This is a genomic window from Angustibacter sp. McL0619 (assembly GCF_049994355.1).
In the GTDB taxonomy this organism is placed as follows: Bacteria; Actinomycetota; Actinomycetes; order Actinomycetales; family Angustibacteraceae; genus Angustibacter.
Genome location: NZ_CP188257.1, coordinates 3,108,340 through 3,128,079, shown reverse-complemented (window position 1 = coordinate 3,128,079; position 19,740 = coordinate 3,108,340). Strand labels below are relative to the sequence as shown.

At 69.7% G+C, this 19,740-nt stretch carries 20 protein-coding genes and 1 tRNA gene; 6 read left to right on the top strand and 15 right to left on the bottom strand.

The features are described 5' to 3' along the window. Nucleotides 1–44 precede the first annotated feature (44 nt). The 4 genes from ACPPVT_RS14515 to ACPPVT_RS14500 all read right to left on the bottom strand — a co-directional run bounded on the left by ACPPVT_RS14515 (nucleotide 45) and on the right by ACPPVT_RS14500 (nucleotide 3,997). A complete protein-coding gene (locus tag ACPPVT_RS14515; RefSeq protein WP_426561414.1) occupies nucleotides 45–698 on the bottom strand; it encodes a hypothetical protein in 654 nt (217 codons plus the stop codon). 139 nt (nucleotides 699–837) lie between these two features. After that, nucleotides 838–1,413, bottom strand: a complete 576-nt coding sequence (locus tag ACPPVT_RS14510; RefSeq protein WP_426561413.1) for a dihydrofolate reductase family protein — start codon at nucleotides 1,411–1,413, stop codon at nucleotides 838–840. A 47-nt stretch (nucleotides 1,414–1,460) separates the two neighbouring features. Next, nucleotides 1,461–2,978 (bottom strand): ABC transporter permease, encoded by a 1,518-nt coding sequence (locus tag ACPPVT_RS14505; RefSeq protein WP_426561411.1) that lies wholly within the window; start codon nucleotides 2,976–2,978, stop codon nucleotides 1,461–1,463. Between the two features lie 95 nt (nucleotides 2,979–3,073). Then, complete coding sequence (locus ACPPVT_RS14500; protein ID WP_426561409.1) at nucleotides 3,074–3,997, bottom strand: ATP-binding cassette domain-containing protein; 924 nt, start codon at nucleotides 3,995–3,997, stop codon at nucleotides 3,074–3,076. A gap of 57 nt (nucleotides 3,998–4,054) precedes the next feature. On the opposite strand from ACPPVT_RS14500, the gene ACPPVT_RS14495 reads away from it, so the two are divergent. Then, nucleotides 4,055–4,528, top strand: a complete 474-nt coding sequence (locus ACPPVT_RS14495; protein WP_426561407.1) for a GbsR/MarR family transcriptional regulator — start codon at nucleotides 4,055–4,057, stop codon at nucleotides 4,526–4,528. A 7-nt stretch (nucleotides 4,529–4,535) separates the two neighbouring features. Here the strand turns inward: ACPPVT_RS14495 and ACPPVT_RS14490 are convergent, their stop codons facing one another. Together ACPPVT_RS14490 and ACPPVT_RS14485 are read right to left on the bottom strand one after the other, a co-directional pair. Continuing rightward, on the bottom strand, nucleotides 4,536–5,342 hold the full coding sequence (locus ACPPVT_RS14490) for an ABC transporter permease (protein ID WP_426561405.1): 807 nt from the start codon (nucleotides 5,340–5,342) through the stop codon (nucleotides 4,536–4,538). Next, nucleotides 5,339–6,322, bottom strand: coding sequence for an ATP-binding cassette domain-containing protein (locus ACPPVT_RS14485; RefSeq protein ID WP_426561403.1), 984 nt, complete (start codon nucleotides 6,320–6,322; stop codon nucleotides 5,339–5,341). Before ACPPVT_RS14485 ends, ACPPVT_RS14490 begins: the two co-directional genes overlap by 4 nt. Before the next feature lie 113 nt (nucleotides 6,323–6,435). On the opposite strand from ACPPVT_RS14485, the gene ACPPVT_RS14480 reads away from it, so the two are divergent. The 4 genes from ACPPVT_RS14480 (at nucleotide 6,436) to ACPPVT_RS14465 (ending at nucleotide 9,941) form a co-directional block, all read left to right on the top strand. Then, nucleotides 6,436–7,230: a TetR/AcrR family transcriptional regulator gene (locus tag ACPPVT_RS14480; protein WP_426561401.1), complete on the top strand. Its 795-nt coding sequence runs from the start codon at nucleotides 6,436–6,438 to the stop codon at nucleotides 7,228–7,230. Nucleotides 7,231–7,254: 24 nt separating this feature from the next. Beyond that, nucleotides 7,255–9,171 carry a DNA primase gene (gene dnaG, locus ACPPVT_RS14475; RefSeq protein WP_426561399.1) on the top strand — a complete coding sequence of 639 codons (1,917 nt, stop codon included), beginning with the start codon at nucleotides 7,255–7,257 and terminating at the stop codon, nucleotides 9,169–9,171. A 104-nt stretch (nucleotides 9,172–9,275) separates the two neighbouring features. Beyond that, nucleotides 9,276–9,824, top strand: a complete 549-nt coding sequence (locus ACPPVT_RS14470) for a hypothetical protein (protein WP_426561397.1) — start codon at nucleotides 9,276–9,278, stop codon at nucleotides 9,822–9,824. Nucleotides 9,825–9,866: 42 nt separating this feature from the next. After that, nucleotides 9,867–9,941 (top strand) — tRNA-Asn (locus ACPPVT_RS14465). A gap of 177 nt (nucleotides 9,942–10,118) precedes the next feature. Here the strand turns inward: ACPPVT_RS14465 and ACPPVT_RS14460 are convergent. The 9 genes from ACPPVT_RS14460 to ACPPVT_RS14420 form a co-directional block, all read right to left on the bottom strand. Next, nucleotides 10,119–11,318, bottom strand: a complete 1,200-nt coding sequence (locus ACPPVT_RS14460; protein WP_426561395.1) for a tyrosine-type recombinase/integrase — start codon at nucleotides 11,316–11,318, stop codon at nucleotides 10,119–10,121. Between the two features lie 89 nt (nucleotides 11,319–11,407). Continuing rightward, nucleotides 11,408–11,647 carry a helix-turn-helix domain-containing protein gene (locus ACPPVT_RS14455; RefSeq protein WP_426561393.1) on the bottom strand — a complete coding sequence of 80 codons (240 nt, stop codon included), beginning with the start codon at nucleotides 11,645–11,647 and terminating at the stop codon, nucleotides 11,408–11,410. A gap of 271 nt (nucleotides 11,648–11,918) precedes the next feature. Then, nucleotides 11,919–13,592, bottom strand: coding sequence for a hypothetical protein (locus tag ACPPVT_RS14450; RefSeq protein ID WP_426561391.1), 1,674 nt, complete (start codon nucleotides 13,590–13,592; stop codon nucleotides 11,919–11,921). Continuing rightward, nucleotides 13,589–14,614, bottom strand: coding sequence for a bifunctional DNA primase/polymerase (locus ACPPVT_RS14445; RefSeq protein ID WP_426561389.1), 1,026 nt, complete (start codon nucleotides 14,612–14,614; stop codon nucleotides 13,589–13,591). Before ACPPVT_RS14445 ends, ACPPVT_RS14450 begins: the two co-directional genes overlap by 4 nt. A 222-nt stretch (nucleotides 14,615–14,836) precedes the next feature. Next, nucleotides 14,837–16,474: a cell division protein FtsK gene (locus tag ACPPVT_RS14440; protein ID WP_426561388.1), complete on the bottom strand. Its 1,638-nt coding sequence runs from the start codon at nucleotides 16,472–16,474 to the stop codon at nucleotides 14,837–14,839. A 1,399-nt stretch (nucleotides 16,475–17,873) separates the two neighbouring features. After that, entirely contained in the window at nucleotides 17,874–18,080 is a 207-nt protein-coding gene (locus ACPPVT_RS14435) for a hypothetical protein (protein ID WP_426561386.1), read from the bottom strand. Continuing rightward, the gene (locus ACPPVT_RS14430; protein WP_426561384.1) at nucleotides 18,077–18,331 is read right to left on the bottom strand and encodes a hypothetical protein; all 255 of its coding nucleotides are present in this window, start codon (nucleotides 18,329–18,331) and stop codon (nucleotides 18,077–18,079) included. The genes ACPPVT_RS14435 and ACPPVT_RS14430 overlap by 4 nt, the downstream gene beginning before the upstream one ends. Beyond that, on the bottom strand, nucleotides 18,328–18,567 hold the full coding sequence (locus ACPPVT_RS14425) for a WhiB family transcriptional regulator (RefSeq protein ID WP_426561382.1): 240 nt from the start codon (nucleotides 18,565–18,567) through the stop codon (nucleotides 18,328–18,330). Before ACPPVT_RS14425 ends, ACPPVT_RS14430 begins: the two co-directional genes overlap by 4 nt. Nucleotides 18,568–18,674: 107 nt before the next feature. After that, complete coding sequence (locus ACPPVT_RS14420; RefSeq protein WP_426561380.1) at nucleotides 18,675–19,184, bottom strand: hypothetical protein; 510 nt, start codon at nucleotides 19,182–19,184, stop codon at nucleotides 18,675–18,677. Nucleotides 19,185–19,388: 204 nt separating this feature from the next. Between ACPPVT_RS14420 and ACPPVT_RS14415 the strand changes: the two genes are divergently transcribed. Next, the gene (locus ACPPVT_RS14415; RefSeq protein ID WP_426561378.1) at nucleotides 19,389–19,700 is read left to right on the top strand and encodes a GntR family transcriptional regulator; all 312 of its coding nucleotides are present in this window, start codon (nucleotides 19,389–19,391) and stop codon (nucleotides 19,698–19,700) included. Nucleotides 19,701–19,740 lie beyond the last annotated feature (40 nt).

The window sequence follows — 19,740 nt, the reverse complement described above, 5'->3', positions numbered from 1 at the left end:
GCATCGGCCCTGTGGTCGCGTCCTAGGTGCTCTGACGGTCGGAGCTAGCCGGCCCGCACCGTGGAGTCCCAGCGCCAGTCGTCCAGGCGCGCGTGGCCGTCGAGCTCGCCGCGCCCGGTGGCCCAGAGCAGCGTCGCCCAGCCCGGTGTGTCCAGCGGTGCATCCGGGAAGAGCCGAGTCAGCACTCGACGGCACAGGACGTCGTCCGGCGTCCACGAGATGCCGAGCGGCCCGGCGACGTCGTGCAGATGAACCAGCACCTCGACGACGCCCATCGCCGCGAAACCCTCGGGATCACTGCTGCCGTACGGGTGCCCGGCCCGCACCCGCGGGGACCGGGTCCGTACCTGCGCGGCCAGCAGGCCACCGGACGCCGCCAGCACCATCAGCTGGCCGTCGACCCCGTCCTCCGGCTTGACGTAGACCGTCAGCGACGGACCGCCCTCACGGCGGGCTTCGCAGCCGAACGGCACGTAGCCGTCCAGCGGCGGGGCCGGCGGGGCGAGCTGCCCAGCGTAGGCGAACAGGTCGTCGCTGACGTGCTCGACTGTCTCCCAGCAGGTCCACTCGAGGCCTTGCGCGGGCACCTGCCAGTCGGCGTCGGCCGCGCCGCGCAGGGCACTCACGGCCGCGTCGACCACGGACTCGACGTCTTCGGCGGACAGCGGGGCAGGTCGGGACTCGTCGGCACTGATCACGACGGTCACCGTAGCCACCAGGGACGACAGAGCGGGCGGTTGCTCCACTCAGACCGGTTGAGAGCGTTCTCAGGGCGGTCTGAGCTGAGCAAACTAGGCGGAGTGGAGCAGTCACGGCGCGGCTTCTGCGGCCGGACACTCAGTGCAGGGTGGGCCGGTAGACGAGCTCCTGGATGTGGCCGTCGAGCGTCCGGCTCTCGAGGAGCTCGAGGTCGAAGTCGGCCGCACCCTGGAAGAGCCGGCCCAACCCGGTCTGCCCGGTGATGACAGGGAAGAGCGTCACCTGCACGCGGTCGACCAGGCCGGCGGCCATCAGCGCCCGGTTCATCGACAGGCTGCCGTGCGAGCGCAACGGTACGTCGGACTCCTCCTTGAGCCGGGCGACCACGTCGACGGCGTCACCGCTCACGAGGGTCGCGTCCAGCCAGTCGAGGGGGCCTTCCAGCGTCGTCGACACCACCGTTGCCGGCAGGTTCGTCATGCGAGTGACCCAGGGGTCACGCACCTCCGAGTCCTCCGGGCTCGCGGCCAGCATGCCCGCGAAGGCCCGGTACGTGTTGGCCCCGAAGACCATCCGCTGCTCCGCGTCGTACAAGGCAAGGCGGTGGTCGAGCAGCTCAGGGCCCTGCTTACCCCAGTAGCCGGTCCAGTCGCCGCTGGCGGCGCCGTAGCCGTCGAGGCTGGAGAACACGTCGAACGTGTAGGTGGTGGTCATGCCGTTCTCCTCAGTGCGTTTGGTCCGTGCATGCCTCTCGCTGATGCTCAGCCGATGTCCCGGCCGCGAAAGCGCAGCCAGGCGCCGACGAGGACGGCCGCGGCGATCCCGGTCAGCGCCAGCGCCGGGCCGAGCTCGAAGGGCTGCAGGGGCATCGCCGGAGAGTGCGTGAAGGGCGAGAGCTGGAGAGTCCAGTCAGGCAGGTTCAGCAGCTCACCGATCTGACCCAGGGTGGCGAAGACGACCAGCAGTCCCCAGCCGAGGATGGCCCACCGGCTTCGGAGCGCGTAGCAGAGCAGGCTCAGCGCGATCACGGTCCAGACGGCCGGTGCCTGGGAGAGAGGCGATGCCACCAGGCGGGCGAACGAGTGGCCGGTGTCGTTGCCGACGCCGATGGCCAGGCCCACACCGACGACCGCGAGCAGCCAGGTGGCACCGCCGATCGCGACGATCGCCGTTGCGACGAAGGCACGGGTGCGTGAGGTCGCGGTCGCCAGGATCTGCTCGGTGCGGCCGTCCTGCTCGTCGGACCCGCCGTGGTTGACGACGGCGATCGCGAAGCAGGTGACGATCAGCGCGACGACGGACACAACCGCGCCCAGGAGGGTGTCGCGGAAGGCTCCGGCGCCGCCGAGCCGCTGCAGCATCTGCTGGATGCTGGGGGAGTCGAACGCGTCGAAGCTGGGACTGATGGCGCCGAAGACCAACCCGAGCACCGCCATGCCCACCGTCCAGCCGACCAGCATCGGCGCGTGCACCCGCAGGCTCAGCGCGATCGCGTCGGCGAGTCGAGGCGAGCCGGTGGCAGGCCCAGGACGCGGAGCGACCAGACCGCCACCGAGGTCGCGACTGAGCCGTAGGGTCCAGGCAGCGCCCGCCAGTGCCGCGGCGGAAGCGATGTACAGGAGCAGGACCCACCAGCGGGTCTCGCTGAACGCCCGCAGATGGGTGTTCCAGCCGAACGGCGACAGCCAGCTCAACCAGGACGCCTCTGTGGTGTCCCCGACGGCGCGAACCACGAACAGGCCGAGGATCGCCGACACCGCGATACCCGCACAGGTGCGAGCGCTCGGCGAGATCTGGCAGGCCAGGGCAGTCAGCCCGGTCGCGACGAGTCCGGTGCCCGCCCAGCACGCCCCGAACGCCAGCGAGCCGGCGACCGGCAGCCCGGTCGCGATGTTCCCTGCAGCGGCCAGCAGGCCGAGCGCCACGGACACGCCGGCGCCGAAGGTCAGGGCTGCCGCCAACGGCCCGGTGGTCCGGAGCGCCGTGCCGCCCAGCAGCTCGGCCTGACCGTTCTCCTCGTCCATCCGGGTGTGCCGGCGCACGACGAAGAGCAGCATCAACGCCACCAGGACCGCGTAGACCACGGTCATCTTGGTCATCGCCAGCTCGCCCTTGCTGTGCACGTCCAGGATCGGTCCGTAGAGCGCGACCAGCCCGGGGCTCGCGTTGATCGCCTCGGCCGCCTGCACCTGGTCGGCCTGCGTGCTGTACAGCGTGCTGGCGGACCCGGCGGAGGCGAGCAGCACGAGCAGCAGGATGGAGTACCAGACCGCGATCATGACTCGGTCGCGTCGCCATGCCAGTCGAAGCAGCAGCCGTGAGGTCCCGCCAACGGAGTCGGTGGCTGCAGTCGTCGAGAGCGGTGCGGTGGCATTCATCGCTGCCGTCCGGCGGGGTCGGTGCGGTAGACGTCGAGGAAGAGCTCCTCCAGGCTCGGCGGCGTGCTGGTGAGGTTCCGGACGCCGGCCTCGGTCAGAGCCGCGAGCACGGCCGGCATCGCCTCGGCGTCGACCAGGCCGCTGACCACCTGGCCGTCCACCGCGACGTCGTGCACCCCGACGATGGCCGCCAGGTCCGGCACCGGGCCCGAAACGGTGGCGCGCACGCTGTTCCGGTGCAGGTGTCGCATCTCCTCCAGCGAGCCGGACTCGACCGCGCGACCGTCGCGGATGATCGTCACGCGGTTGGCCAGCGTCTCGACCTCACTGAGGATGTGGCTGGACAGCAGCACGGTCGCCCCGACAGCGGTGTGCTCGGCGACGCACTCGTTGAAGACCTGCTCCATCAACGGGTCCAGGCCGGAGGTCGGTTCGTCGAGGATGAGCAGCTCCGTCGGCGTGGCGAAGGCTGCGACCAGCGCGACCTTCTGCCGGTTGCCCTTGGAGTACGCCCGGCCCTTCTTGGTCGGGTCCAGCTGGAACCGATCGAGCAGCTCGGCCCGCCGCGAGCTCGGTCCGGCCGGGTCCGCGCCGCGCATCCGGATCAGCAGGTCGATGATCTCCCCGCCGGACAGGTTCGGCCACAGGGCGACATCGCCGGGAACATAGGCCAGTCGCCGGTGGATCGCCACCGTCTGCCGCCATGGGTCGAGTCCGAACACGCTCGCCGTGCCGCCGTCCGCGCCCAGCAGACCGAGCAGTGACCGGATCGTCGTCGACTTGCCCGCCCCGTTAGGACCGAGGAAGCCGTGCACCTCACCGCGGCACACCTGCAGGTCCAGACCGTCCAAGGCTCGCAGGGCCCCGAACTTCTTCACCAGTCCCTGCGTCGAGATCACCACGTCTGTCGCGCCAGTCATGTCTGCGACACTACTCCTGGTTTCAGTATTTTCTGAAAACTGGACTACGATGTCGCCATGGCAAGGGCCGATCCGGGACCACTGGTCGAGCGCCTGGGTGGCGCGCTGGCGAGCGCCGGCATGCCCCGGGCGGCCTCTCTAGTGCTCTCCGCCCTGATGGTCGACGACGACGGCCGGATGACGGCGGCCGAGCTGGGCGAGGCGCTGGCCCTCAGCGCTGGGTCGGTGTCCGCCGCGGTCAGGTACCTCGGCCAGATCGGAGTCGTCCGCCGAGAGCGCGACCGGGGGTCGCGGCGGGACGTCTTCGTGGTGGACGACGACACCTGGCACCGCGCGATGGTGCGTACCGACCAGCTCTACGCCCCGATCATCGCGGCCCTGCAGGCCGGCATGGCCGAGCTCGGCCAGGATTCCCCTGCACACCTGCGGCTCCTGCTGACCAAGGAGTTCCTGGAGTTCGTCAACCGCGAGATGACCGCTCTCATGGTGCGATGGGACGCCCATCGCCAGGCGATGACTGACGACGACTGACCACCCGTCAGGCGGTGCGGCGGCGGAACAACCAGCCGCACATCGCGGCCGAGCCGCCGCCGATGACGAGCATCCACACAACCGCCTGCCAGGCGCTGTCACCAACCGGCGTGCCGAGCAGCAGCGCGCGCAGTGTGTCGATTACGGGCGTCAGCGGCTGGTGCCGCGAGATCGCCTGCAGCACAACGGGCATCGTCTCGATCGGGACGAACGCGCTGCTCAGGTACGGCAGGAACATCACTGCGAAGGTGACGCCGTTCGCGGCCTCGGGGTTGCCGGCCAGCAGACCCAAAGCGGCCGACAGCCACGAGATGGCGACCACGAAGAGCAGCAGCATCCCGGCCACGGCCAGCCAGCCGGTGGCGCTCGCGTCCGGGCGGAACCCGGCCAGGAACGCCACCGCGAACACCAGCAGGGTGGCCACCACGTTGCGGGCCACGCTGGCCACGACGTGCCCGGTCAGCACGGCGGAGCTGACGATCGACATGGTCCGGAACCGCCCGATGATGCCGTTGGACAGATCCGTCGCCACGCTCACGGCGGTCTGCGAGGCGCCGAATCCCGCGCACAGCACGATGATCCCGGGCACCACGTAGTCGACGTAGTCCTCGCCGCCGAGTGCCCCGCCGAAGACGTAGACGAACAGCAGCAGCAGGATCACCGGCAGCATCACCGAGATGAGCAGCGTCTCCACGCCGCGCACCGTGTGCCGCAGGCTGCGGCCGACCATCTGCAGTGAGTCCGAGACCAGTCGTGGCCTGGTCGGCGCAGAGTTGTTGCGGGAGAACGAGATGGGGGTTGTGCTCAAGGTCATCGGGTCGCTCCGGAGGTCTCGAGATGGTCGGTGCCGGCTCGGCCGGTGAGACGGAAGAACACGTCGTCCAACGTGGCGGTGTGGATGCTGAGCCGGTCGACCCGGGCGCCCTGGGCGGCCAGGTCGTTCAGGAGGTCCCGCACATCGTCGGCGCCCGAGTCGGTCGGTAAGCCGATGATGAGCAGCGCGGGGTCGTGGTGGATTGCCCGGCCGTCCAGCCGGTCGGCCGCGACTACGTAGGAGCCCGCGTCTGCCAGGTGCAGGTCGAGGCGTTGTGGGCTGACCCGCGCCTTGAGCTCGGCACCGGTGCCTTCGGCGACGATGCGTCCGCCGTCCAGCACCCCGATCCGGTCGGCGAGCTGCTCGGCCTCCTCCAGGTACTGGGTGGTCAGCAGCACGGTGACCCCTTGGGCGACGAGCGAGCGGACGACGTCCCACATGGCTTGGCGGCTGCGCGGATCCAGCCCTGTGGTCGGCTCGTCGAGGAAGACCACCGGCGGCACCCGGACCAGTCCGACCGCGATGTCCAGCCGTCGCCGCATGCCGCCGGAAAAGGTGCGCACCGGACGGTCCTGCACGTCGGTGAGGTCGAAGTGGCCCAGCAGCTGGTCGGCTCGGCGCCGTGCCTCGGCCCGGTCGAGGTGGTTCAGCCGAGCCATCAGCACGAGGTTCTCCCGGGCGGTGAGCAGCTCGTCGACGGCCGCGAACTGGCCCGTGGTGCTGATCGAGGCCCGGACCGCGTCGGCCTCACGGACGACGTCGTGCCCGTCGACGGTGGCCGTTCCCGAGTCCGGCCGCACGAGGGTGGACAGGACGTTGATCAGGGTGGTCTTGCCGGCCCCGTTGGGTCCGAGCAAGGCGTAGACCACGCCGGGCTGCACGATGAGGTCGACGTCCTGCAGCACTGGCTGCTCGCCGTACCGCACGGTCAGCCCGCACACCTCGATGGCTGCTGCGGCGCGCGCTGTCGTGGGGGTCATGATCTCCTGGCCTCTCGCTCGCGACACGATCTGTGTATGACGCATACTTAACTGTGTACGTTATACACAAGCCTAGGGTTGGCCGTCAACGACCCCTGAGAGGAACGCAGTCCATGCCCGAGCCCAGCGACCACACCGAGGCCGTCGAGCAGCTGCCGCGCGCGCTGCAGACGCTGTGGGGGCTGGGGGAGCGGGCCCGGCCAGGGCCGAAGCCGGGGCTGAGCCTGGAGCGGATCCTGGAGCGCGGCATCGCGATCGCGGACGCCGAAGGTCTGGACGCACTGTCCATGAGCCGGCTGGCCAAGGACCTCGGCTTCACCACGATGTCGCTCTACCGCTACGTCAGCAGCAAGGACGAGCTGCTGACCCTGCTCGTCGACACAGCGACCGGACCGGCGCCGGTGATCGGTCCCGAGGTGGTCGGCTGGCGCAACCGGTTGGCCGCCTGGGTGGACGCCCAGATGAAGGGCCTGGCGGTCCACCCGTGGATCGTGCAGCTGCCGATCACCGGCGCGCCCCTCACCCCGCACACCCTGGAGTGGGTCGACCAGGGCCTGGCGATGCTGGCAGGGATCGGGCTCAGCGAGTTCGAGAAGGTCGCGGTGATCGGGCTCATCGCCGGCAACGTGCGGCACGAGACCCTGCTGCGCGCGGACATCACCCGGGCCATCACGGACGCCGCCGCGCGCGGCGTGCCGCGCACCCCGGACGACGTCTTGCTCGGCCGCCTCGTCGCCCCCGAGCGCTTCCCGGCGCTCGCGGCCACCATCGCGGCGGGCGCGTGGTCCGACGAGCAGGACCCGGACAACGACTTCGACTTCGGCGTGCAGCGGATCCTGGACGGGGTCGAGGCGCTGGTCGCCACCCGATCGCCGACGGGTGCTCAGGCTGTCCCCCCGGCCACCTAGACTTCCCGCAGTCGAGGAGGTCGGGTGCCGGGTCGGATCAGGGCTGAGGTTGTCGCAGCCGTCAAGGAACGGACGCCGATCGAGGACGTCGTACGAGAGCACGTGACGCTGCGCCAAGGCGGTGTGGGGTCGATGAAGGGGCTCTGCCCGTTCCACGACGAGAAGTCCCCGTCGTTCAACGTGCGCCCGCAGCTCGGCGTCTGGCACTGCTTCGGCTGCGGCGAGGGCGGCGACGTCATCTCGTTCGTGCAGAAGGTCGACCACCTCACGTTCAGCGAGGCCGTGGAGCGGCTGGCCGACCGCGCGGGCATCCCGGTCGAGTACGAGGAGGGCGGGGCCCCGCGACGCCGCGAGGACGTCGGGCGCCGCACCAGGCTGGTCGAGGCCGGGCGGGTCGCCGAGCAGTGGTACGCCGAGCAGCTAGCCAGCAGCCCCGAGGCGGTGCCCGGACGCCGGTTCCTGTCCGAGCGTGGGTTCGACCGCGAGGCCGCCGCACGCTTCACCGTCGGCTTCGCGCCGCGCTCGGGCGAGGCGCTGACCAAGCACCTGCGAGACAAGGGTTTCACCGACGACGAGATCGTCACTGCCGGGCTGGCCGCGCGCGGCTCGCGCGGGCTGTACGACCGGTTCCGCGGCCGGCTGATGTGGCCGATCCACGACGTGACCGGGGACTGCGTAGGCTTCGGTGCCCGCCGGATCTTCGACGACGACCGGATCGAGGCGAAGTACCTCAACACCTCCGAGACGCCGCTGTTCAAGAAGTCACAGGTGCTCTACGGGCTCGACCTGGCGAAAAGGGCCGTGGCCGGCCAGCGCCAGGCCGTGGTCGTGGAGGGCTACACCGACGTGATGGCCTGCCACCTGGCCGGCGTCGACACTGCGGTCGCCACCTGCGGGACGGCTTTCGGCACGGACCACATCAAAGTGGTCCGCCGGTTGATGCGCGACGACGACGACGTCTATCCGGCCGAGGTCGTGTTCACCTTCGACGGCGACGCGGCGGGGCAGAAGGCGGCGCTGCGCGCATTCGGCGAGGACCAGCGCTTCGTCTCGCAGACCTACGTCGCCGTGGAGCCGAACGGGCTTGACCCGTGCGAGCTGCGCCAGCAGCACGGCGACGAGGCGGTGCGTCAGCTCGTCGCGAGCAAGGTGCCGCTGTTCGAGTTCGCGATCGCCACCACGATCGCGCGCTTCGACCTGAACACCGCGGTCGGTCGGGTGCAGGCGCTACGCGCGGCGGCGCCGGTGGTCGCGCAGATCAAGGACCGGTCGCTGCGCCCGGAGTACGCCCGCCGGTTGGCCGGCCACGTCGGAATCGACGTCGAGGAGGCGCGCCGGGCCGTGGCCGCCGCGGGCCGAGCTGCCGAGCAGAGTGGCAACCGTGCCGGCGGGCCGTCAGAGCGCCGTCCGGGCTTCGAGCTCGAGCCGGCCGCCCCGGATCAGGTCGTCGAGCGCCCAGTACTGCCCCGACCCGACCCTCGAGACCCGACCGTGGCCATGGAGCGGCAACTGTTGCAGTGCGTGCTGCAGGCGCCCTGGGTGCTCGACACGGACGAGTTCGACGCCCTCGGCGAGGACGCCTTCACCGCCGAGATGCACCGTGTCGTGCACAGCGCGGTCCGGTCGCTGGGCGGGTTAGCCGAAGCGGGTCAGGGCTGGCACGAGCGGGTTGCCGCCGAGGTGCCGGACGACGCCCGCAGCTACGTCACCGACCTGACCGTCAGCGAGCTGCCGGTGATCTCGGAGGAGGGGCTGTCCCGGTTGGGCGCCTCGCTCCAGGTCGAGATCGCCCAGCGCGACCTGGTCCGGCGTGAGCGCGACGTGCACAGCCGGATGCAGCGGCTGGACGCCGCCGGCGACGCGGTCGGCTACATGGCAGCGCTGCGCGAGGCCCAGGTACTGGTCGAGCGGCGGCGGGCTCTGGCCGCCCGAACGGACTGATCCGCGGGTCAGTCCAAGGGGTGGACACCTGCGTGTCCAACCTGTTGCCGAGATGTGATGCCGCTCGGACCGGGTGGGGCATTTCGTCTGCTTAGGCTCTTCGCATGTCGTTGTGGCACCGCGCCGAGCGCGTTCCGCCGCTGCCGGCCCAGGTCCGTGCGGGCCTGGGCCTGCGGCGCGGCGAACGCCTGCTCGCGCACGGCGGACGCCCCGACGGCGGGTGGGCGATCGCGACCACCGCCGCCGTCGTCCTGGTCGATCCGGTCGAGGGGCCGACCCCCGGGCCGGGCACACCGTCGCTGCGCCGGTTGTGGCACGAGGTCGCCGAGGCCGGCTGGGACCCCGACGCGGAGGCGGTGTACATCCGCTGGGCGGACGGCGGCGCCGGGACGACGGTCCAGCTGATCCCCCCGCATGGTCGGTTCCCCGAGGTGTTGCGCGAGCGGGTGATGAGCACGTTCGTGCTCTCCGAACGGATCCCCGTGCAGGGCCGCCGTGGCGTCACCGTCGCGGTGCGCCGGCACGCCGTCAACGGCTCACTGTTCACCCAGACCGTTCCGGACTCTGGGGTCAACCCGAGCCACGAACCCGTGGCCGAGCAGGTGGCCGCGCTGACCCGGGACCTGTGTGAGCAGGTAGGTCTCAGGCCCTGATTCGGACCACGCCTTTTTCCTTGCTAGTGTTTGCGCCGCCGATCCCGCGTAGCTCAACGGCAGAGCATCCGACTGTTAATCGGACGGTTACTGGTTCGAATCCAGTCGCGGGAGCCAGCGTCAGAGGGCCTCTCACCTGCGGAAACGCAGCGTGAGGGGCCCTCTTCATGTGGCGCGTGCACCCTCCAATTGCCCTGCATTGGTCACGGATTGGTCACACAGCGCCGCTGCGGCCTGGTTCCGGTCGCCGCTGGACGTTGCCTGGGCGAGCGAGGTTTTCGACCTTGGTGCCGTTCATTCACGGAGTCGTGTCAACAGATCGGTCGCTGCATTTACCTGGTCGGCGGTTGCCCGACGCATCACGTGTGCATAGACCTTCCGGGTAACCGCCGGGGACGAATGACCCATGATCATCTGCACCACCTCGATCGGGACGCCTCCGGCGAGCATGAGTGAGCATGCGCCGTGTCTGGTGTCGTGCAGCCGCACCGTAGGCAGGCCGCACGCGATGACGTGTCCCTCAAACGCCACGGTCACAGCGCCAGGCCGCAGAGGCGCGCCGTCCATGCGACAGAACACGAGGTCGTGGTCCGAGTAGTCGGGACCGAACATCGCTCGCTCCTCCATCTGACGTGCACGATGCGCAACCAGCGCCTCACGAGCTGGACGAGCGAGCGGAACCCACCGGCGCCCTGCTCGGGACTTCGGCCGCTTGAACAGCCGGCCCGCATGCTCACTCGCGCAGTACGGGCAGATCCGCTGGGCCGGCGTCAGTTGAGACAAGGACACCTCCACAACTGTCTGTCGAATAGTCAGGCCGGCGCCGACTCCGGGATCGAGGTCGGACCAGCGAAGCCCGCAGAGCTCGGCGCGACGGAGGCCGGCGTAGGCCGCCAGCTCGTACAGAGCCGCGAGCCGGTCAGTGGCGACGTGGGCGAGGAATCGCGCAGTCTGCTCTGGCTCCCAGACGGTCCTGTCGTCCTCGTCATGACGGTCTGGGATCGCGTCCATCCGACCTTCAGCCGGGTTCATGGTGATGAGCCCGCGCCGCTGCGCCGTTGACAGCGCCGACCGCAGAGTCCGCCGGTAGCCGTCGATGGTGGAAGGCGTTCTCTGCCCGATGCGCCGTCCGACGTTGCCCTTGGCTCGATCAGCCGCAACCACAGGGCGTCCCAGTTCGGCAAGGGTGCGCTCGATGTGAGCCCTCCTCAGGTCTCTAAGGCGGAGCCGCCCGAGCTTGGGTTTCCAGACGTCACGAACGTGCCCCCGGTAGTTGGCCAACGTCTTAGGTGAACGCCCGCGTTCCAGCAGTTCCGCAAGCCACTGGTCCAGCCAATCCCCAACGGTGATGCCCTGATCGTCCGTCCAGACGCCAGCATTCACAGCTGCCAGCGCCTTGGTCATCGCGTCCTCGGCCTCCGCTCGGGTGCGGAACCCGGACCGTCTCAGCTGCTTGCGCTGCCCGGAGCTTGGATCGGTCCCGGCGTCGATCACGTACGACCACGACCCGTGGGGCTTGCGACAGTCCCTGACGGACTCGCCGTTCTCGGTGCGACACGTGCATCGCTTGCGCACAGAGCCCCTCAACGGTCGCCTCCATCGAAATCAGCCGGGTCAGTGTCGAGCCACTGGTGGAAACGATGGCGCGGAATGATCCAGCGCGAGCCGAGGCGGCGCGCTGGGATCTCACCGGATTTGAGCAGCACGTAGGTGTTCGCGCGGGACATGCCGAGCAGGGTGGCGACCTCACTCACGGTGTACGTCGCCCGCGCGGCCGCCGCCAGCTGCGGATGGAGCGAGGTCAAGTCGATGACGTTGCTCATCAGAAGGTTCCTCCACGACGCGACGATGTCGCTGGACCGCCGCCTTGTGCTGCCGACGCGAGCCAGGACCCTGCGGTCCCAGGCTGGAGCAGGTGCGAATCGACGGGTTTGAACCGCCAAACCGCTGGACCAGAGCGCTGACCTGGGGGGATGACCTGCTGGCAGCCCTGCGGTTTGGTCTCAGTGGTGGGGACGCAAACCGCATTACCGCGCGGTTTGGCGGTTTGCGCTTTGAAGGGCAAGACCAAACCTCTGAAGGCTCGCAGGCCGGTCATCGCAGGTCACTCCTAGGTTCAAGCGGTATGGCGGTTTGAGCGGTTTCTTTGGGACGTTCGGGCTGGACGCGTTCTCGTTCGACCCAGTACGTCCGGGCGTGTCCGTGGGGATCGGGCACGCTGCGCAGGACGACATCTGCTCGCCATCTGCCGACCTGCCCGGTCAGGCGCCGTCCGAGGCTCTTGACCGAAGGCAGGCGCCCTGAGGGCAGAGCTGGGAACAGTCCGTCCCAGGGATCGGGCCCGACCTCGGGCTCGGCAGAGCGGCGAAGTTCGGACGCCGTGAGGCGACGGTCGGCGTGCAGGGTGTGCCAGCGCAGGAGGAACGCCCGCCAGTCGGCGGCGTCCTCATCGAGCTGACGTGAGTCCTCCGCGTTGGCCAGGAACCCAGACACGCCGTGGTGGTCCAGGAATCCACCCAGGTACTGCGCCCACCGACTGAACTGACGCATCGCGGGTACTGCTGTGCTGGTGGGCGCTCCGTGAACGGTCCAGTCCAGGATCAGAACCAGCAGGTGCCGCAGGACGACGGCCTGGTTGGTCGGGTCAAGGATCCAGTTGTCCAGGTTGGGGATCGTGAAGCCGGTGCGCGCCTCGGGCCGCGGGCAGTCGGGGTCAAGACGCACCCAGACCGACCGGGAAGCCATGTCGCCGCCGGTACGCAGGTTGTTGCCGGTGGCCAGCCACAGTCGGTCATTGGTGAAGTTCGCGGCGGTATTCGACCCCAGCCGGCGGTCGGTCCACGTCCTTTCGGTGACCAGGCGAGCGAGGACCGCGGAGTCGATGACGGAGCCCTCACACAGGTTGTCGAAGACCACGACGCCGGCGGCGTCGCCGAGCACCGTGGTGATGGACTTGCGCAGCTCCTCCTCCGAGTCCGTCCAGGTCAACACCCGCTGGCCCACGAGCAGCCCAACGCAACAGGTCAGGATGGTCTTGCCGGACCCGGGCATGGTGGCATCGACGACGGCGAACGGGGACAGCGTCCGGGTGAACGGCCGCAGAATCGGTGTAACGAGCAGCGCGAGGTAGTTGGCGCGGTCCGCCGCTGTGCGCCACGGGAAGTCGGCCAGGAATCGCCCCAGCAGGAACCCCCGCGCCTCCTGGACCATGGCCGCGGTTGGCCGGTCCGGGATGGGGTCGAGCTGGACTCGACCAGCGAGATAGAACCCGGTGGCGGCGTCGTAGCCAGGGGTCTGCAGGAGGCTGCCGTCGGGGCGCAGCACCGGGGTGGAAATGACCCGGGACAGGACCGGCAGGCCCGGCCAGGAACGCCGAGCCAGCACCGCTGACAGGACCGACTGGGACGGCGTGACTTCCTCGAGCATGGACTCCCCCGTGCGCGGGTGAAGGCGTCGGCGGCTTACGTCGGCGTGCTCGGCAAGCAAGCCGGCCAGCAGCGGTGGGCGCAGCGGCGTCACGGACATCGGCAGCGGTGCGTCTTCGTCGCCGGCGACCGCGTCCAACGCCCCGGAGACTCGTTCCAGGACGACGGGGTGACCGTCGCGCACGTAGGACTCGGGGATGATGCCGGCGTCGACTGCCTCGGTCAGCACGCGGATGGCGTCCGGGTCCGAGCGGACGACCAGCTGTGCTTCATCCGGCACGTCACGTCCGGCGGCGATCGGCCGCAGAGTCGCCACGCTCCTGGTCTTGCCACCCCTGGTCATGCCGCTCCTCGACTCGTCGTTCTCGTCTTCGGGTCGGGCAGCTGTCGTGGTTCAGCGATGCCTCGGGAAAGGCCGGAGCGGATCGTCGCGACGGCCTCAGCGGTGCTGAAGGCGCCGGCGGCGATGTGGTCCGCCGAGGCGGCCAGCAACGCATCCTGCGCGTTGGGTCTCGACACAGCATTTGCCCCGACGAGCTGGCCGATGGCCACTGCGCCAAGGAAGAGGGCCTGGTTGCGCTGGCCGGGGGTCGCGCTCTTGATCCGGCTCACCTCTCCGGAGACCGCGGCCTCGACGTAGCGACCGACTGCGCCCGGGGCTGGCGGCCTGCGTGGCGGTGCCGCCGCGCCGGTCGTTGCACCTTGAGGACGGCGCGGTCCGAGGGCGTCTGCCAGCCAAGCGGGAAGAGGAGCGGGGTCGCGGCCGTCGATGACGGTGTACGGGCGACCCGCGACGGTGGAGGGGGCGGCGACGACGTACCCGCCGCCGGCCCGTGTGTCGACGAGCCAGCCAAGGGAGCTGCTGGTGTTGCGCAGCTGACTGTCGGCTGGCGCCGTGAAGTAGAGGTGCGTCCCGCCGCGCCCGGTGCGCACCGTGTAGGTGTCCCAGGGAATGGGCTGGCCGGCCCGATCGCAGAGCAGCGCGAGAACGTCGTGCCCGTCGCGGACACCGGCCACGTTCCAGCTCGGTGGTGGGGTGGTGTCCACGCCGTCTTTCGGCTGGTCGAGATCGACGACGACCAGCCGGGACGGGCCGGTCGCGATGCCGATCCCGTAGGGCTGCCCGCCGTCCGACGAGCCCGACCAGGCCCGAGTGATCCGGGACGTATCGGTGGTGGCGCGGGTCTCCCAGCCGGTGTGGCCGTCGGAGCACCAGGGGTCGCTGCGGTCGCACTTGGCGGCGGCGTGTCCAGGGCATGCGGGCCGCTTGTCGTCCGGTCGCAGGGGGAAGACGTGCCACCCCTGGGCGGCGTACGCCAATGCCGCGTGCCTGGTCGCGATTAGAAGTCGATCATTGCGGGACATCGATAACTCCTCACTGTGTGTGATCGAAGGAGGGCATGCGGGGATGAAGGGTCGGTGGACGTGAAGAACGGCGCGATCCGTCGTAAGCCCGCGATACACGGGTGTTCTGGCGTTGGCCGCCTGAGGGCGCTACCGCGCTACCTCGCAGGTCAGAGGGTCGTTTGGCTAGGTAGCAGCGGCGCTACCGGTAGCAGTGGTGGCTTGGTGAAACGGCGGCCGTGGTCAATCGTCAGGGACGGGCTCGGCGCCACCGCGCCCATCACGTTCGGTGATTGCGGCGCGCAGATCGGCGCGGTCCAGACCTCGTCGATTGATCGGTGTTCCTTCGACGGTTCGCTTGACCTGCACGGTGCTGAGCCCGTGTGGCTTCACGGCGACGGTGACCTGCTCGCCGGTCCACCCGTCGTAGGTGCCGGGAAAGGCGGTGGCCAGTCGTTGGGCCAACGTCTCGCACCACACCCTGCCTTCGCTGGGCGGCCAAATCTCGCCGAGGTGGTCCAGCACGGATGCGGTCTCGGCGTCGGTCTCCGGCTCGACGCCGATGGCATGTCCGGTGAGCAGGCCGGCGAGCTTGCGGGCGGCTCGGGCTCGAGCGGATACCGCCTGTGCCGCGGGTCCATCGATGTAGGCGACCCGGACGATCCTGGGGTCGTCGCCCTCCCCAGCGAGGATCGCGACCCCGCGGTCTCGCCGAGACAGCATGGTGGCGCGGGTGCCGTTCTTGTACGCGCTGGTGCCCAGGATCATGTCGTTCTCCACCTGCCCGGTGACCTTGAGGGCCAGGCGCAGCACGGCGTTGGCGGAGATGTCCCGAGGAAGGGACTTCGCGTCAGGGCGCTGAGTGGCGCACCACACCATGATCCCGACTGCTGGGCCGGCCTTGACCAGGTCGGTGACCAGGGCCACCAGCTCGGGGCCGTGGACGTCGTGTTCGAACGCGAGCTGGCACTCGTCGATGACGACCAGGATGGGGTGCAGTGCCAGGTCGCGTCGGGAGGCGAGGTCGTCGGTCACCTTGGACTCCGGGCACACCTGACGCGGCAGGGCACGCAAGGTCTTGTAGCGGCGGCGGCGGTCGGTGGCCAGGGACCGCATGTCCCGCAGCAGATACTCGATGTCCTCGACGTCGTCCCCGGTTCGGTAAGCGTGGGCCACCCCGGACAGTGGGTCGAAGTCCGAGCCGCCTTTCAGGTTGTACGCGTGGATCTCGACGCGTGGGTCCAGCGCGCCGGCCAGGGCCAGTAGCCGCAGGACGAACGTCTTTCCCATCCTGGGGATCGCGCCGACGACTCCGGACGCGAACATCAGGGTGACCTCGACCGGCCGGCCGCGTTGATCCTGACCGATGACCACAGGCTCGAAGCTGTTGGTGCGTCCAGTCTTGGCCATCGGCCACGGCACAGGCTTACCGGCGGCCAGGGGCCGGTCACCGACCCACAGGATCAGCCTGCCGGCGTGAACATCGGGGTCCACTTCTGGCCATACGCAGCCGAGCGGACGACGCAGCCCCGACGCCAGCCGGTCACGGCGCTCGATCACGTCCCCAGCGGTCACACCGGGCGGCAGATCGAGATCGGCGCGCCAGCCCGGGCCATCGCGGGTGATCGGGCTGGGGAACCGCACCCCCTCGCCCTTGGCGAGACCCTTGTTCAGCTCTCCGATTCCCAGGCTGCCCAAGGCGGTCAGGATCAGGTCGGACGTCAGGCGTGGTGCGGACGTCGAGTCGGTTGCGCGCGAGGTCACCGGATGGTCAGCCCTGCGGCCGGCCAACCCGAGAAGCGGAAGGACGGTGGCCACGACCAACAACCTGCTGGCCAAGGACATCGACGTGGCCATGACCAGCGTCATCGGCGCGGTCACACACACCACGGTGGCCGAGCAGGTGATCCGCCTGCGGACGGTTGACCGGTGGTCATTGGCCAGCCGCAAGAAGGCTTCGGGGTCCAACGCTGTGGGCTGCCCCGGGTCCGAAGGGGACGAACGTGCTCCGGCCACAGCGATGAGCCCGCGGCCAAGCGACCGGCCTTCTCTTGTCCGCGAGTCGATCACGTCCGCAGTGAGTGCTCGGCAGAGCCGCCGGCCCCTGGTGTCCAGCGCCCAGGACCACCACGCGGCCAGCAGCCTGCCGGCACCGACAGGTGACCTCGCGGCCAACCGCGCCCAGTACAGCGGCAGTCGCAGTATGTGGAATGCAGCTGCGTGCATGGCTTGCCGGACCGCCCACCCGGCTGCCGACCGCAACGAGGCCCGGTCTGTCAGCCACGTTGGTAGGAGTGCCAGCCGCCTCCCCTTTGGCGGACCTTCGCAGTCGGCCGGATCGACCGAGCTCACTGACTCCTCGTCGCCGTCCGCGAGGTCGGCTTCCAGTCGAGCAAAGAGCAAGAGCTCGTCCTGGCGGTCCCCGTCCGGCTGGCCTCCGTGGGGCGGCTCCTGGGTGCTCACGCCGACTCCCTTCGGTGCAACTGCGGTAGTTCGCCTGCCGGCCGATCGCCGGACTCGTTGTGCGGGGCCGACGCTGAGCGCTGCGACTGCTGTGCGCGGTGCACAGCGAGGTGCCGCCGGACCGTGCGCGCCGAGCAGCCCAGTCGGACTGCCAGCTCCTCGTTGGACAACTCAGGGTCGGCGGCCGCCAGAAGCACCACGCGCGTTGCCGTGTCGTGGCGTCCGCCGTCGCCTCCACGGGCGGCCAGCGGAACGCCAGACACAGTTCGCGCGGGCCTCTTCTGTGTCGCGAGGGAGTGACCAGTTGAGGGTGCAGGACCACTGCCGGCGGCATCGAGCGTCGTCCGCGTGGCCGTGGCCATTGCCTCAGCGTCCCTTCCGGGGTCGGCGCGTAGCAGGTGGGCCAAGGCGGCACCCATGCCGAGGACGGCGACGGGCAGACACGCGACGGCGGCGGTCACGGGCCAGGGGGCACGTGCGACGCCGGCAGCCACCATCAGGTGGTAGCCGACCTGACCCGCGGCCCCCAGCACCAGGGAGCCGATCGCACTCTGACGCGCAAAGACTCGGGCCCGAGATGGCGTGGCCTGGTCCAGCCACGCGCGCAGTGCCAGCGCGGCGGATGCCTCCACGCCGACCGGCAGAAGAGCCCGGGAATCGATCCTCAGCCCGTCCCAGATACCCGGGAGTGGCTGGACCAGCCCAAAGCCCGTGAGGGTCCCCAGTCCGACCCAGCCTGTCCAGATGGCCACGAATGCCGGCGCGGCAAGCACCCGCAGCGGCCACGACGCTGCAGTCAAGGCATTGCGTTCTCGGCTCATCGCAGCAGCTGCACAAGAGCCGTGACTGCGTTCTGTCCGGCACCGATCAGAGCCGCCTTCACGCTCACGCCGATCGGGGTGCCCCCGAGCAGCAGCCCGAACGCGGCGCAGACGACGAGTCCGATCAGGGACAGCTCTCCTGCCAGCAGGCTGACGATGATGGCCACCAGCAGTAAGGACAACAGAATGTAGGTGATGCTCACGAACGACCTCCCAGGAGATTGCGGTGCTTTCGCGGACGATCTGGAATCGGTAGGTCCATGCGCACAGCGGCAACGAACTCGGCCAGGGCGTCGAGGTCGCAGTGAACGACCACGGCCTGTGCCGGACCCACCTGGTGAGCGCGCATAGCGGCATCGAGCACCGCTTCGAGACGGCCGCGAAGCTCGTCCGCCAGCTCCGCCGTCGTCACGCCGAGACAGACAGCGACATCGCGCAGGCAGGGCGCGCTCATGCTGCTGTCGCCTCGGACTTCGGCCCGTCGCCGGCGAGCACATCGTGTGCGCTAAGCAGCTCGAGCCGCTCGGCGCCCGTTCGTCCGCCCCGCACGCCCTCGACGTCCTCGAGCGCGAGCGCCTCGGCGAGACACCAGGCACGGACCGGACAGGCTGCGCAGACCGCCAACGCCGCGGCCTCCCTCGGGGCCCACTCTCGAGCGGACTCATCGTCGGCTCGGAAGAACACGTCCACCCCAAGTTCGGTGCACAGACGGTCCCGCCACTCCACTGGAGGCGCTGGTCTCCCGAAACCAAGGTCACGAGGTTGGAGATGCATCGCGCTCGTCGTGCCGGGGGGCATCACAGACCTCCACGGTCGGTGGCGGGGGCGGCATTCGGGTCGGCCGAGGCGGTGGTGCTGACGCGGCGCGCGGCGCGCTTGGCCGGGGTGTCGCCTCGGCCGCCGGTGACGGTCAGCGCGCCGTCGGTTCCCCACTCCACGAGGACCCGCCACATGGACTGCGTCCAGCTGCCATCGATGGACAAGGAGTCCAGCTGCACCGTGTGCCCGGCCGTGGTGAGCGCGGCAACGACGGCGGCCAGGCGCCGCTCACCTCCGGACAGCCCAGCCTTCGTGAGCGCGTAGGTGGTAGCGGTTTCCCAGTCCAGCTCCCACGAGCCGGGGGGCAACTGCTCGCCGGCCTCGTACCAGGACGGGTCCGGCTCGACCCACCGCACGAACGAGGCGAACAGTGTCCGCAGTCGCGAAGAGAGCTCGACCAGCTCCCGCGCAGCCAGGTACTGCTCGCTACCTACGGTCAGCCAGTACGCGTCCCATGGATCCACACGCTGCTGACCCGGCGCCGTCATGCCGCACCACGCTCGTGCCGCACCAGACCTGTTTCTACGCCCTGTCGTTGGTGGTTCTCGGCGGGGGGCCGGGTGCGTCGTCCTCGGGCCGTCATGCGTTCTCCTCGGGTTGATTGCGGAAGTACGTGTAGCAGTACACCTGGTACACCATGGTTTCGTCAAGAGCTGCGCCGTATCGGGTGTCCTAGGTCGTAGGGTTGAGCCATGCCTCACGACGTCGACGACGGGCGCGCGCCCTACCTCCAGCTCGCAGAGCACCTGCGCCGCGCGATCGCCAACGGTGAGTACGACTTGGGCGCGCGGCTGCCATCTGTCCGTGCACTCGCGGCTGAGCACGGCGTTGCAAACGCGACTGCGGCTCGGGCGATGACCCTGCTCAAGAACGAAGGCGTCGTGGCGGTTGTGACCGGCCGGGGGACCGTCGTCCATGACCTGCCTGCCATGCGGCCTCCACTGCAGGAGCAACTCGATGAGCTGCGGCGCCGGGTCGACCAGCTCGAGAAGCGGCGTCGGTGAGGTAGCCATGTCTCGACCTTGAGGGCAGTTCGATGCACTG

Bases quoted from the DNA above. Each gene is read 5' to 3' on its own strand.
- ACPPVT_RS14505 (WP_426561411.1), bottom strand. From the start codon at position 2,978: ATGATCGCGGTCTGGTACTCCATCCTGCTGCTCGTGCTGCTCGCCTCC.
- ACPPVT_RS14510 (WP_426561413.1), bottom strand. From the start codon at position 1,413: ATGACCACCACCTACACGTTCGACGTGTTCTCCAGCCTCGACGGCTAC.
- ACPPVT_RS14470 (WP_426561397.1), top strand. From the start codon at position 9,276: ATGTCGTTGTGGCACCGCGCCGAGCGCGTTCCGCCGCTGCCGGCCCAG.
- ACPPVT_RS14500 (WP_426561409.1), bottom strand. From the start codon at position 3,997: ATGACTGGCGCGACAGACGTGGTGATCTCGACGCAGGGACTGGTGAAG.
- ACPPVT_RS14445 (WP_426561389.1), bottom strand. From the start codon at position 14,614: ATGTCCCGCAATGATCGACTTCTAATCGCGACCAGGCACGCGGCATTG.
- ACPPVT_RS14415 (WP_426561378.1), top strand. From the start codon at position 19,389: ATGCCTCACGACGTCGACGACGGGCGCGCGCCCTACCTCCAGCTCGCA.
- ACPPVT_RS14455 (WP_426561393.1), bottom strand. From the start codon at position 11,647: ATGAGCAACGTCATCGACTTGACCTCGCTCCATCCGCAGCTGGCGGCG.
- ACPPVT_RS14485 (WP_426561403.1), bottom strand. From the start codon at position 6,322: ATGACCCCCACGACAGCGCGCGCCGCAGCAGCCATCGAGGTGTGCGGG.
- ACPPVT_RS14490 (WP_426561405.1), bottom strand. From the start codon at position 5,342: ATGACCTTGAGCACAACCCCCATCTCGTTCTCCCGCAACAACTCTGCG.
- ACPPVT_RS14495 (WP_426561407.1), top strand. From the start codon at position 4,055: ATGGCAAGGGCCGATCCGGGACCACTGGTCGAGCGCCTGGGTGGCGCG.
- ACPPVT_RS14420 (WP_426561380.1), bottom strand. From the start codon at position 19,184: ATGACGGCGCCGGGTCAGCAGCGTGTGGATCCATGGGACGCGTACTGG.
- ACPPVT_RS14450 (WP_426561391.1), bottom strand. From the start codon at position 13,592: ATGACCAGGGGTGGCAAGACCAGGAGCGTGGCGACTCTGCGGCCGATC.
- ACPPVT_RS14480 (WP_426561401.1), top strand. From the start codon at position 6,436: ATGCCCGAGCCCAGCGACCACACCGAGGCCGTCGAGCAGCTGCCGCGC.
- ACPPVT_RS14430 (WP_426561384.1), bottom strand. From the start codon at position 18,331: ATGAGCGCGCCCTGCCTGCGCGATGTCGCTGTCTGTCTCGGCGTGACG.